Origin of the sequence: Pedobacter miscanthi, from assembly GCF_003315595.1 — a bacterium.
GTDB lineage: Bacteria > Bacteroidota > Bacteroidia > Sphingobacteriales > Sphingobacteriaceae > Pedobacter > Pedobacter miscanthi.
The window spans coordinates 71,498-85,116 of sequence record NZ_QNQU01000013.1 but is presented as its reverse complement, the minus strand read 5'-3'; the positions used below and the strand labels follow the sequence as shown (position 1 = coordinate 85,116).

Sequence of the window (13,619 nt, the reverse complement as noted above, 5' to 3'; positions counted from 1 at the left end):
TGCATCTATCATCAACGTACGGTTGGGAAATTAATCCTTTAAATAGCTTTATTTTAACAAGTGCAGGGCAAAGGCGCTTGCCGGATAGATCTGATAGGGTAATTAATGGAACCTTATTAAATAAATAGTAGCAAAGTAATTAAATCCTTTGTTCTCTGCCAATAGGATCAAAATACTCCTCTTCATCATCAAATTCATTCGCTTCATTGATTTTAAATACCCAGTATTTCATTAATGGATAATTAAAGCCGTATGAAACAATGCTATCAATCAACAATCTTCCGATTTTATAATCCAGATTAATGGTACTGTGTAAAAGGTAAGTTCCGCCTGATTTTAATGAAATACTGCCCAAAACGACCGCAAAAAACCGGATTAACTGCCCGGTAGCAGTACTGCAGTAGCCCTCGTTGTTTTTAAAAGCCCAGAAACGGTTAATGCAAAAGTTAACGATGCCGCCTATAGTTCCTGAAATCAGAATGGAAATGGTAAAATGGATGTGGAGCCATTCGGTTAACAGGATCATTAATCCATAATCGGTAACACCGCCCGAAAATGCCGATACCTGTGCTTTCAGAAAAAGTTTTACCGATTGCCAGCTGATCATGCCTTTTCCTCCCTGTCTTTCGCATCACCGGCTTTTAAAAGTTTTAAGGTATCAATGGTGTTGAGTACGAGTAATAAAGCTACCATGGCAATTGCAAAATAAGTAATACTGTCTTCAAATAATGTTTCGGCCACGAGTACCAATGAAATAATTACACGTAGCTCTGTTGGACCTAAAATGCCTGAATCGATCTGATAATGTCCGGTTATTTTATACCTGATCTGACTGATAATCATCGACCAGCCATATAACACCACAAACATAAAAGCTAAAATTTGGGTAAGTCCTTCTGCATAAAAGTAATAACCAAAACCAATCAGGATAATACTGAGCCAATCCATGATAATATCGAGCGCAAAGCCATACCATTTTCGGGGTATTTCGCGGTAATAAGCCAACCGTCCATCCAGCGAATCGCCGAGCCAGTTAACGAAAAAACCTAAAATGCCGATCAATAAATAGTTTCTGCCATAAAAATGGGCTAAAATAAATGCTGAAAACACAATGATGGAACCAAACATTCCAATCCCCGTCATGATATTTGGCGAAATCCATTTTGGAACCTTTTTAAGTAAAAAAAGGATCAGGCTTTGTTCGCCTTTACGTAAAATATTAGTCCGTTCCCGATCTGCAAATACCCTTTTGCCTTTTGTATGGTCTTGCTGCTGTTTAATGTTTTCCTCCCGTTTATACCCCAACCAGTATTACGCTAAATAGTATCGCAGTTCCCGGCCGGTAAAATTTTAATCCAATTTTTCTGGGTAAGCCCTTCGAATAACCGGTTATGCGCTTTAGCTTCCCCGATCTTACCAGGTAACTGAATATTAACACAAATAACATATATTTATTTTACAATCCCTGCAAAACGCTGGTAAAACACAGTCGGACTATTCTCATTTTTTGGTGCATACTTACCGGCAATAATCGGGATATAAATTACACGGCGCCTGCTTTCTTCTCCACGTACAGCCGATTCTGCCACCCTGTGCCACAACCTGCCATCATGTATGGTTAAATCTCCTGCTTCGGGCAATATCGATACTTCATCAGCATCAGGTTTATTATCCAGAAAATATTTCTTGCGGAACAGCATCTGGTAAATGCTTTGTTTATGGGTACCCGGTATAATTTTTAAACCACCATTCTCAGGTTTTAGTGTGCTTAAATGAATGCCTACATTCAACATTGGGTTTAATTTAGTGCCATAAAAAATATCGCGTAAACCATCTGTATGCCAGCCCATTTTACTGAATTTGCTGTCCGGGCCATTAATGTAATGGTTAAATACCATACCGTCTTTTTCTTCGGTACCCAGGCGTGCTCCATCACCAGCCAGTTGAAGCAATGCATTAAAACGCGGATCTAGCAGCAACCCGCTTAAGGTTTGATGCTGCTGGTTAAGAAAGGCAAAACGTTGCACAATCGGCGAGCCATCCAGGTCTTTTCCGTATTTAATGGGCACGCCATTTATTTTTTTGATATCTTGTTCGATCCACTTTTTTTCTACCTCTTTAGAGGCGTCTATGATGGATGAAACGGTTTCGGGTTTAATAAAATTTTTGAAATGAATAAAACCATGGGTATTAAAAAAATCAAGTTGTTGCCCGGTTAACTGATCGGATAGGGTAAAGGTTGGATACGATGTGGCCATTGTAAATAAATTAAAGGTTTAGGAAAAAAGAATAATTTGAGGGTAGAGTTATGCGCAACAACAGCACATTCGCATGGGCGAGTGGTTCGGTGCTGAAAGAAAATAAAACAAATTAGTTTTATTCGACATAGTCTATAGAATTAGTAGTATTTAATACAAACGTAACATATTTTTAATATTCCAAAGAATTTTATTTAAAATATTTTAAAATATTTTTTTGTGGGCGAATAGCTTAGGTTTGATTCGTTGTTATTAATGGGGCTGATTTTATAAATACCACCCTCGTACCGATATTTCGAGCAAGGTGTAACAAAAGAGAGAACCGCAGGCTCAGCGAAGCTAAATCTGTGAAAAACTTTTGATTTAGATCTCTCCGTTTCGCTGCGCTTCAGTCGAGATGACGTTTTTAAGTGTTCTTGATCATTGAAAATTGGTCATTGGATACTAATAGAAATTATCCTAAACTTTGACAATCTTAAAGGCATAATGCTAAGAGATTGTCGAAGTAAGTATTCTTTGATCATTGAAAATTGGTCATTGGATGTTAATAGAAAATAACCTAAACTTTGACAATCTACAGGCATAATGCTAAGAGATTGTGAAAGTAAGTGTTCCTGATCATTGAAAATTTGTCATTGGATTTAATAGAAATTAACCTAAACTTTGACAATCTTAAAGGCATGATGCTAAAAGATTGTCAAAGTAAGCTTTCTTGATCATTGAAAATTGGTCATTGGATGTTAATAGAAATTAACCTAAACCTTAACAATCTTACAGGTATAATTTCAAAAGATTGTCAAAGTAAGTGTTCTTGATTTGAAATTGGTTATTAATTCCATTTTCCATCTCACATTTTCCATCTCACTTCGTTTTATAAATCCCTGCAGCCATTTTTTCAATAAATCCCTTTGGCAAAATCCGGTTTGCATATACACTGATGATATTGGTAAAACCCGGGATAATTTCTGATTTTTTGGCAAACATACCTTTAATCGCAATTTCGGCTACTTCATCGGGTTGCATGTTAAATTTTTCGGCCATTTTACTAAAAGCATCTAAACCCGCACGACTAGCAAAACCTGTATCAACCGGCCCCGGACTTAAACAGCTAACCGAAACCCCGGTGTTTTTAAGTTCGAAGCGCAATGCCCTTGTAAACGACAAAACATAAGCTTTTGTAGCCGAATAAACGGCAAGCGTAGGCACAGCCTGGTAAGCTGCGGTGCTCGAAACGTTTAGGATATAGGCCTTCTCGGCTTTTAAAAGTGACGGCAGCAACAAATGGCACAGCGAAGTAACGGTATTCATGTTTAGCTGGCACATTTCCAGCTGGGCTGTTAAATCCAGTTCGGCAAATTTGCCCCACAAACCATAACCGGCATTGTTAATCACGATATGAATATGATAACCTTTGTTGTTTACCCAATCCAATATCGTTTTGGGTGCATCGGTATTACTGAGATCAATTGGGAGAATATCCACCTCAACACTGTACTGGTGTTTAATTACGGTTTGCAGATTGCCAAGTTCATCAGCCGAGCGTGCAACAAGCAGTAAATTAATTTTTCTTTGAGCTAAAGCAATTGCCATCGATTTACCAATGCCTTTACTGGCTCCGGTTACCAGTGCATAATTCATTTTTATCTCTGCCATTTTAATTTAATTTCTATGCGGTTCGGAACAAATATCAAATAAAATCGGCTTCTGGCTTTATTTTATTTCAAAATGTACAAAAAGCTATTATGATCTGTATCTTTTTTATGTTATTATTCTTAACGAGTCTAAATAATGTTAGCTTTGCGGAAATTTTAAAGCTTCATGAAGCCATTATTGCGGTTAATTTCCATGCTTAAACCTTTACCGGTTATTTTTTTAAATATTAATGCTTAACCGATGAAAAACAGAAAATTTAAGAATGCCGTCAGAAATATTCACCTTTGGTTGGGTTTAGCGACTGGTTTGGTGGTGATGATCATCAGCATTACCGGTGCACTTTACATATTCGAAGAAGAAATCAGGGATTTTACTCAAAAAGATTTCCGGTACGTAGCTGTTCAGCAGAAACCTTTTGTAGGCTTGGAAAAGATCATCTCAAACTTTGAAAAACTATCTCCAAAAGATCAGTTAAGATTGATCCGGATTGAAGATGCCATACCCAATGCAACGGTAGAAATTACCACCAAAAAAGCTGCAGTTTATTATTTTAATCCCTACGATGCCACTCTGGTAAAAAAAGGAACGGAAGACTGGCTAGAAGTGGTAGAGCATATCCATATCTCATTGTTACTGGGCAAAACGGGAGAGTTTATCATGCAATGGTCGGTGGTTATTTTTGTAATCATGCTCATTACCGGGCTGATACTCTGGTTTCCGGGGCAAATGCGTTTACTTAAACAATCGTTAACCATTAAAAGGAAAGCTTCGTTTAAACGCCTAAATTACGACTTGCATAATGTACTGGGCTTTTATGCTTCCATTGTACTTTTGGTTACTGCTTTAAGCGGCTTGTATTTTGCCTTTAAAGGAGTGAAAAACTTCGCGAGTGCTTTTACAGGAAGTAAATTAGGGCAGGGGAAAGCGGTTGTGATGGCAAAACCAATACAGATCGATTCTGTTCCCCTGCGTTATGATAAAATTTATACCGAGGCTAAAATCAAATATCCAGGTGCTGTTTCTACCAATTTTTCGTTACGTGGAAAAGGCGAATTGCGTTTACGGATGATTTACCCATACCGCTGGGCACGAAACCAGAATACTTTTTTCTACGATGAAGCTACCGGAGTAATGCTCAGGGCCAAATTATACAAAAATTTTAATGGTGCCGACCTGATTGAAGCCACCAATTACGACCTGCATACCGGCCGTTTATTGGGGTTACCCAACAAAATTGTTTCTTTCCTGGCAGCGTTAATCGCAGCAAGTTTGCCCGTAACCGGTTTTATCATCTGGTGGAAAAAAAGGAAAAAACCCAGAAGGAAACCCGCTATAACTGTTCGGCATAGGCCTTAAGCTGGTTAAGCCCGGTTTGGCAGAAATTCTGTTGCATGTTTAAATCCAGGTTGGCAACCGGCTCAAAAACTTCGGTAAGGATAACGGGTTCGCTTCCTGTAAAAGTAATTTTGGTTTTTCTGCCATCATCTAAAGTATAGGCGATACTTTGGTATGTGATAATTTCAGTATAAACTCCTCCGAAATCAAAATTTTCGCTGCCATCTTTCTTCACCATAGCATATAAAAATCCACCTCCCACAACCAGGTTATTTTCAATTTTTTTATTGATCCATTCATCCGAGGGAGCGTTCCATTTAGCAATATCTTCTGGCTCGTTCCAGATTTTCCAAACCAAGTCAATTTTTTGGTTAATGGTAACACTGGCAGTTAAAATGTTTTTACTGTTCATATTTTTTAGATTATATGGTAAAATTAGCTGCAATTGAACTGTTTTTAGGTGGCTATTAGGGACATAAATAGGGCTATTTGCGAATAGTGCCGATTTATTAGTTTAAAATGATATTCCTGTTGGTTGTATTGTTGGTATTATTTTCATTGTTTTTCTTTCAGTAAGATCCATAATCTATATTTTAGTTGCAATACGCCCGTTTAAGGCTATTTTGAGGGAAATGATCCCCTGATGTAAGCTATGTTGGCAGTATAATTGTTAAAAACTGGAATCTTGTGCTTTTCGCAGTAAAAGCTTACCATAAAACGATAGTCGGAAATGTCAGAAATACGAAATTATGATGCAGAGTTCTGCGGAAACCTGCCCATACACCACATTAACTCCATTCAGGATTATGGATACCTGCTGGTGCTGGATAATAAAACACTGAACATTATTCAGGTCAGCGAAAACTTAAATACCCTAACGGGGCTGGCACCGGCAGAGATTGTAAATAAACCCTTATCATCGTGGTTTAATGAAAACGACGTAGCCAATATTGCAAACCTGATTAATGGTGATGCCAAAGACCGGATTCCTTTAAACCTCTTGTTTGAAAGTAGCGGCAAACAGTTACATTTTGATGGCCTCATCCATATTAAAAAAGATTATTCTTTACTGGAGATAGAAGCATCATCAAAAGATGGACAAAAAAGCTTTTCGGATGTTTTTCAGGAAGTAAGGCAATTTATTTCAGCAATGGAAAGTGCTTCAACTCTTGAAGAAGTTTGCGATGTAGCCATCAGGCAATTGCGCAAAGTTTCCGGATTTGATGGGGTAAGGATGTATAAGTTTGATGCCGATTGGAACGGGACAGTAATTGCAGAAGAAATTTCGGGGGCTTTGGAAAGTTATCTCGGACAAACTTTTCCTGCTTCTGATGTACCCAAACAGGCCAGGGCACTTTACCTTAAAAATCCCTTCAGGCTTATTCCAAACAGATCTTACAAGGCTGTACGGTTATATCCGGTTATCAATCCCTTAACCAATGCCTTTATCGATCTGTCTGACTGTAATTTACGTGGTGTGGCTTCGGTTCACCTGGAGTATATGCAGAATATGAATGTAAGTGCATCCATGTCTGTAAGGGTACTGCGTGAAGGTAAATTATGGGGTTTAATTTCCTGCCACCATATTAAGCCTATCTACCCAAATGTAGATATGCGTTATATTTTCGAATGGCTTTCCGTAGAAATCTCAAACAGGGTGGCGGCCATTTTAAATCAGGAAGAGTATAACGAATCGGCGTCGAGGCTGGAAAAAAGGACTGCCTTAACGGATTATATTTATGCAAAAGATGATATTATAGAAGGATTGCTGGATGATGAAAACCTAAACATTCTTTCGTTGTTTAATGCTGGTGGAGCCGTGATTAAAATTGGTAACCGGGTGGAGTACCGTGGTGATATTCCGGACAAAAGCGAAATTTATAACCTGATGCTCTGGCTCGAAGGAAAAGAAATTGAAAAGGTATTTGCCAGCAGTCACCTGAGTGCATTATACGAAGAAGCGCAGGCTTACGAAAAAGCAGGAAGCGGCATTTTGGTAATTCCTGTTGACGGACGCAGCGGCGATTATGTAATCTGTTTCCGTCCTGAGGTAATCAGGCAGATTAAATGGGGTGGAGATCCCGAACAGGTAATCAATCTTGATCCGGATGGGAAAAACTATCATCCCCGTAATTCTTTTAAGCTTTGGCTGCAAACAGTTTACGGTCAATCTGTACCCTGGAGCACAAACGAGCTGGAAATAGCCGAGTCGTTAAGGAATTTTATATTTGAATTTAGAACAAAGCAACTTTATAATTAACCTGATGGAAAAAAAGCAGGAAAAGGAAAAGCAGGATCTGGTATTGAATAAGCGTTACGATAAGTATATTGTAGCCATTGGCGCATCTGCCGGTGGGTTAGAGGCAATACACGAATTTTTCGACCACATGCCTGCAAATTCGAGTTTTTCCTTTGTAGTCATTCAGCATCTTTCTTCAGATTATAAGAGTTTACTGGTGGAACTGGTGGGAAAACATACCCACATGAAAGTGTTTGAAGCGGCGAATGATATGGCCATTCAGCAGGATTGCGTATATATTATTCCCAACAATAAACTGATGACTTTGGTAAAGGGCAGGCTTAAACTGGCCGATAAATCGCTGATTAAAGCCCCCAACACTGCAATAGATCATTTTTTACATACACTGGCCAGGGATAAAAAGGAAAAAGCCATTGCCATCATCCTTTCCGGAACCGGAACCGATGGCACCAAAGGCATACAGAGCATTAAAGAAAACGGCGGGATGGTGATCGTTCAGGATCCTGCTTCGGCAAAATTTGATGGAATGCCCAATTCGGCCATCGCATCAGGCAATGCCGATCATGTAATGATCCCTTCGCGGATGCAGGAAGAACTTTTTAGCTATGTAAATGAAGAACCTGTTAAAGTACTCGAAAATGGTAAGGTAAATGAAGAACTGCTCGACGAAGTTTTTAAACTCGTACATGCGAGCAGCGGCAATGATTTTAACCTGTACAAAACCCCAACCATCATCAGGCGGATAGGCCGGAGAATGAACGAAAGGGGAATTAAAAAATTAGATAGATATGTAGCTTTTCTGCGCGAAAATGCAGACGAGGTGAAAATATTGGGACAGGATTTTCTGATCGGGGTAACCAAGTTTTTCAGGGATGAGCAGGCCTTTGCACAACTAAACGAATTTGCTTTACAGGATATCGTTGACCGTAAAGAAGATGGCGGCGTAATCAAAATCTGGGTTTGTGCCTGTAGCACCGGAGAAGAAGCTTATTCGGTAGCTGCTATGGTAAACGACTGTGTAGACCGCTCGGGCAAAAAGATAGAGATTAAGATATTTGCATCTGATATTGACGAAAAAAGTATCGAAATTGCTTCAAAAGGGCAGTATCCGCTTTCAGTAAAGAAAGAAATCCCCGCCAAACTGTTTAAAAAATATTTTGTGCAGGATGGGAAAACCATCAGTGTAATTACCAGCCTGCGCAAACAGGTGGTATTTGCCAAACACGATGTAATTAAATCGCCGCCGTTTATAAAAAACGACCTGGTTACCTGCCGGAATATGCTGATTTATGTAAACAGCATCCTCCAGGAAAAAATACTTTCCATCTTTCATTTTTCACTGCTGCCAAACGGTTACCTGTTTTTAGGCTCCAGCGAAACGGCTTCTGCAATGAAAGCCGGATTAACGGAAATTTCGGGCAAATCAAAAATCTACCAGAAAACAGGGAAAATCAATTATTCTACCTACAATACATACAATACCGGTGCTAGAACATCATCGGGATTGGAAAGAAAAAAGGTGGGTAATACAGAAATTTTGCAAAGCCCGCTTGAAAAACGTCTGGCCGATTTCCTTTCTTCCGACCTGGGTTATGTGGCTGTATTTATCGATAAGTCGTACATTATGCAGGATGCTGTTGGCGATTACCGTCAATATTTATCCCTGCCCGAACAGAGTATTGAGCTAAACATATTAAAGATGGTACCACGTGAGGTATCAATTGTGCTTAATACAGGTTTAAGAAAAGCGTGGAAAGAAAATAAAAAAACGGATTTAAAAAAGATCCGTTTTAAAGATAACGTATTCGTAAATATTTCGGTTGTTCCACCTGCTGCAGATAATGCCAGCGGATTTACCATGATTGTATTTGCCGAACATGTTTTAGAAGTGCTTGCCGGCAAAGACGAATTTGCGCTGCCCGGTTTTCATGATGCCACGCAGGCCGAATATGTTTTCGAGCTGGAAGCCGAACTGAACGAAACCCGTTCTAACCTGCAGATGGCAGTTGAAGAAATGGAGACCACCAACGAGGAGCTTCAATCAAGCAATGAAGAACTGCTTTCTGCCAACGAAGAACTGCAATCGAGTAATGAGGAGTTACAATCACTTAACGAAGAGCTCCATACCCTCAATACCGAACACCAGTTAAAAATTAAAGAATTAATTGAACTGAACGATGATCTTGACAACTATTTCAGAAGTACGGATATCGGGCAGATTTTTCTTGATGCAGGTATGATTATCCGGAAGTTTAATCCGGCCGCAGTTGGTATGGTTAATCTGATCGAAGCTGATATTGGCCGTTCTATTGAACATATCTCCAATAATATCAAGTCTGAAAACCTTACCGGCGATATCAAAAAAGTATTGCTAAGTGCCCGTATAATTGAAAAAGAGGTGCAGTTAAAGAACAATACCCGTTGCCTCATGCGCATTATGCCTTACTTAAGAAAAGATAGGCGGGCTGATGGAGTGGTGATTTCTTTTGTTGATATCTCCAAAATTACTGAGCTTAATAACATCATCAGCGGGGTTTTCAATGCCAGTTTAAATGGTATCCTGGCATTTAAGGCCGTAAGAGATGCCAAACATTTTATTGTAGATTTCGAATGCAGCACGTTTAACGATTCGGCATTACAGATTTTAAAGAAAAACAAAACGGAATTAACCGGAGCCAGACTGGTTAAAATGATCCCCGAGCTGGCGGTAAGCAACCTTTTTAATAAATACGTTGGGGTAGTAGAAAATGGTAAGGTGCTCGAAACCGAACTCCAGTTTTCTAAAGAGCAATGGTGTCAGCTTATCGCGGTAAAAATGTCGGATGGTTTTGTGGCCACATTAACTGATATCAGTCAGCAGAAACTCGCCGAACAGAAACTGAAGAAAAATTATAACGAACTTTTAGGTACCCGCGAAAACCTTCGCCAGCTTAATGCCGATCTGGAGTTGAAGGTTAAAGAGCGTACCATGAAACTTTCAGCAAGTGAAGAGCGTTTCAACCTGGTTTCGCGTGCCACCAACGATACAATTTGGGACTGGAACCTGGCACACAATACCATGTGGCGCAGCGACAATTTTACCGGTATGTTCGGTTATGAAAAGGGCATGCAGACAGAAAATATTGCTTTCTGGTTTGATAAAATCCACCCCGAAGACCGCGAAAGGGTAAAAGCCAGTGTTTATGATGCCATTAACCGAAATGAAACGCAGTGGACAGCACAGTACCGTTTACAAAAAGCCGATGGCAGCTATGCTACATTGCTCGATCGTGGCAGTATTTTATTGGATGATCTGCAAACACCTTACCGGATGGTGGGTTCCATGGTTGATATTTCTAAACTGGTAGATACCGAGGTAAAACTAAACTCTACCGAACGTAAATTCAGAAAGATTTTTGAGTCCAACGTAATTGGCATTTTGTTTAGCGATACCGAAACCGGTAGGATAGAAGATGCCAACGATATTTTCTTAAAGCTTTTAGGTTATACACGCGCTGATTTCGAGAACGGAAATATCGACTGGATGCATATTACGCCCGAACCTTTTATGCCAATCAGTAAAATATCGGCAAAACTGCTAAAAGAAGAGGGCTTTTGCCCGCCATTCGAAAAGCAATACCTTAATAAAGAGGGGGTGCCTGTTGATGTTTTAGTGGGTTCTGCATTGCTTGATGAAGAAGTGCCAAATGGAGCGGTAACCTATGTGATCGACATCAGTAAACAGAAACATACCGAGAAAAAACGTGTTGAACTTCAGAAACTGATCAAAAAACAGCAGGACGAATTTTACAGCATCTTTAAAAATGCTCCGGCTTTAATTACTATCCGTAGAGGCAAAGGACTAAAATATGAGTTTGTAAACGAAGCTTTTAAAAACTTTGATGGCGGAACCGATTATATCGGGAGATCAAGAATCGGGAATGGTTCCAAATTCGAATCACCAGAACTTCTGGAAATCGAACAGCGCGTAATGCAAACCGGCGAAACTTATATCGCCAATGCTTACCGGATTGATCAGTTAAACCATGCAACGGGTAAATCCATAGAAAAATGGTTCGATATCATATTAAATCCGGTATTTTCTGATCAAGGCATTATCGATGGCATTGCTTTCTTTGGTTTCGAGGTAACCGATTTAATGAAAGCACAGCAGGCCACAAAAGAACTGATGCACCGTAAGGATGAGTTTATGAGTATTGCGAGCCATGAGCTGAAAACGCCAATTACCAGCATTAAAGGCTTTTTACAGTTTGCACTCAGAATGGCCGAGCAGCAAAAGTTTGATAAGATTTATGAGTTTGTAGACAAGGCAAACCGACAGATCGGAAAACTGACCGCACTGGTTGAAGATTTACTGGATGTAACCAAGATCCAGGCCGGCAAAATGACTTTCAATTTCTCCGATTTCAATATTGCCGGGGTAATTGAAGATGCCATTGATGGCTTGCAGGAAAGCATGAACAATCATCATATTATGCAGGATGTTGCAGCTGTTGAGGTTTATGCCGATCGTAACCGTATTGAACAGGTACTGAGCAACTTTATTTCAAACGCGATTAAATATTCGCCTGGTGCCAATAAAATTGAAGTGCGGGCAAAAACTGAAGGTGAGCGTCTTCTGGTTTCGGTACGCGATTACGGAATCGGCATACCTAAAGATAAATCGGAGTTTGTATTCGATCGCTTTTTCAGGGTAGAAGCCTCATCTCACAGCTTCTCCGGACTTGGTTTAGGATTGTATATCTCAGCAGAAATTATAGAAAGACATGGTGGCGAAATCGGTGTAAACAGTAAAGAAGGACAGGGTTCTGAATTCTGGTTTACCATACCTTTAAAAGAAAAATAATCTAATAAAAGAGAATATGTTACATCAGATTGCAAATTACCGGATTTACAATTTAATGCCTTATCCATTTTATGCTGTATGATGATTTAGACAAAGCAAACAAAATGTGCTTTATCAATGTATTAATAATTCCTCTAACACGGGAAAATTTGGAAACGGGGTAAACATGGATGTGGTTACCCCTTTCTATTATAATAACACATTAATTATTTAGCTTGTTTAGTTCATTTTGTTCAGTATTCAATTTATTTACTCTTACAGGTTGTACGTTATTTATAACTATTTAAGCATAGCGGTGTTGATTGTGTATGGATGATAGGGCAAATTTGATTATAGGTATAGTTTTTTTATTGGCAGGCGTTTTTGTTTTTTATATTATTTTTAGGCCCGACAGGGAAAAGAAGCAATAGTATAGCTTCTGGTTAATATTTTCCATCTTTTTACACCACTCACTATTGGTTTTTAAAAACTGATCATTGGTTATTATTTTCCATGATCTATCTTACATTTTCCATCTTTTAAGGCATTAATATTGGTTATTGAAACTTGATCATTGAGTATTAATTTCTAGTTTTATTATCTATTAGAGATCTTAAGTCCAGTAATGTCTTTATTGATTCAAACACAAAAAATATTCGAACGATCAAAACATACCATTTTATTTTCCACCCATTTTCGTATATTTAGTTCAGAGTAAAGTCCCGCAGTAAAACTATTATCCCAACCAACTATCCCATGGTAAACGGGGCATTCGTCCCACGTTTTTTGGATGGATAATTCACCTTAATATTTAATTAAGAACCATTTACCATGAGTTTAAACAGCAGTTATGTGCTGGCCTATGTATCCCCAAACTAGGAACTGCAAACAATTTAGTATTCTTGTAAAAAACAAAATTCATGGAAAAACCATTCATAAATATCACATACTGCCCTAAGTGTGGTTGGATGTTACGTTCGGCCTATATGGCCCAGGAAATTTTGACAACCTTTGTTGATGAAGTAAAAGGAGTAGCCCTTTTACCCAGTGAACCTTCGGGCGTTTTTACCATAACTGTTAATGAAAAACTGATTTTCGACCGGAAACAGATGCAGCGGTTTCCGGAAATTAAAGAACTTAAACAGCTTATCCGCGATGAAGTTAGTCCCGGTAAAAATCTTGGCCATTCTGATATTAAATAACTATGTTTAAATGCTAAACAACATCATTCTTTTGCTAAATTTAAATTAACATTCAAAAATATATTTATACTTACCTGAGTTAATTA

Annotated in this window: 9 protein-coding genes; 4 read left to right on the top strand and 5 right to left on the bottom strand. The window is 38.9% G+C overall.

The features are described from left to right. Positions 1-139 precede the first annotated feature (139 nt). The 4 genes from DRW42_RS15850 to DRW42_RS15835 all read right to left on the bottom strand — a co-directional run bounded on the left by DRW42_RS15850 (position 140) and on the right by DRW42_RS15835 (position 3,911). Positions 140-607 carry a GtrA family protein gene (locus DRW42_RS15850; RefSeq protein ID WP_113949811.1) on the bottom strand — a complete coding sequence of 156 codons (468 nt, stop codon included), beginning with the start codon at positions 605-607 and terminating at the stop codon, positions 140-142. Then, complete coding sequence (locus DRW42_RS15845; protein WP_244215296.1) at positions 604-1,305, bottom strand: CDP-alcohol phosphatidyltransferase family protein; 702 nt, start codon at positions 1,303-1,305, stop codon at positions 604-606. The genes DRW42_RS15850 and DRW42_RS15845 overlap by 4 nt, the downstream gene beginning before the upstream one ends. 146 nt (positions 1,306-1,451) lie before the next feature. Next, positions 1,452-2,258, bottom strand: coding sequence for a phytanoyl-CoA dioxygenase family protein (locus tag DRW42_RS15840; RefSeq protein ID WP_113949810.1), 807 nt, complete (start codon positions 2,256-2,258; stop codon positions 1,452-1,454). Positions 2,259-3,119: 861 nt separating this feature from the next. Next, on the bottom strand, positions 3,120-3,911 hold the full coding sequence (locus DRW42_RS15835) for an SDR family NAD(P)-dependent oxidoreductase (RefSeq protein WP_113949809.1): 792 nt from the start codon (positions 3,909-3,911) through the stop codon (positions 3,120-3,122). A 240-nt stretch (positions 3,912-4,151) separates the two neighbouring features. On the opposite strand from DRW42_RS15835, the gene DRW42_RS15830 reads away from it, so the two are divergent. After that, on the top strand, positions 4,152-5,267 hold the full coding sequence (locus tag DRW42_RS15830) for a PepSY-associated TM helix domain-containing protein (protein ID WP_113949808.1): 1,116 nt from the start codon (positions 4,152-4,154) through the stop codon (positions 5,265-5,267). Here DRW42_RS15830 and DRW42_RS15825 read toward each other — a convergent pair. Then, positions 5,242-5,658 carry an SRPBCC domain-containing protein gene (locus tag DRW42_RS15825; RefSeq protein WP_113949807.1) on the bottom strand — a complete coding sequence of 139 codons (417 nt, stop codon included), beginning with the start codon at positions 5,656-5,658 and terminating at the stop codon, positions 5,242-5,244. The two genes, DRW42_RS15830 and DRW42_RS15825, sit on opposite strands and share 26 nt — an antisense overlap. 318 nt (positions 5,659-5,976) lie before the next feature. On the opposite strand from DRW42_RS15825, the gene DRW42_RS15820 reads away from it, so the two are divergent. From DRW42_RS15820 to DRW42_RS15810, 3 genes are all read left to right on the top strand, one after another. Continuing rightward, positions 5,977-7,506 carry a GAF domain-containing protein gene (locus DRW42_RS15820; protein WP_113949806.1) on the top strand — a complete coding sequence of 510 codons (1,530 nt, stop codon included), beginning with the start codon at positions 5,977-5,979 and terminating at the stop codon, positions 7,504-7,506. Positions 7,507-7,510: 4 nt separating this feature from the next. After that, on the top strand, positions 7,511-12,352 hold the full coding sequence (locus DRW42_RS15815; RefSeq protein ID WP_113949883.1) for a chemotaxis protein CheB: 4,842 nt from the start codon (positions 7,511-7,513) through the stop codon (positions 12,350-12,352). Positions 12,353-13,251: 899 nt separating this feature from the next. Continuing rightward, the gene (locus DRW42_RS15810; RefSeq protein ID WP_113949805.1) at positions 13,252-13,533 is read left to right on the top strand and encodes an Rdx family protein; all 282 of its coding nucleotides are present in this window, start codon (positions 13,252-13,254) and stop codon (positions 13,531-13,533) included. Positions 13,534-13,619 lie beyond the last annotated feature (86 nt).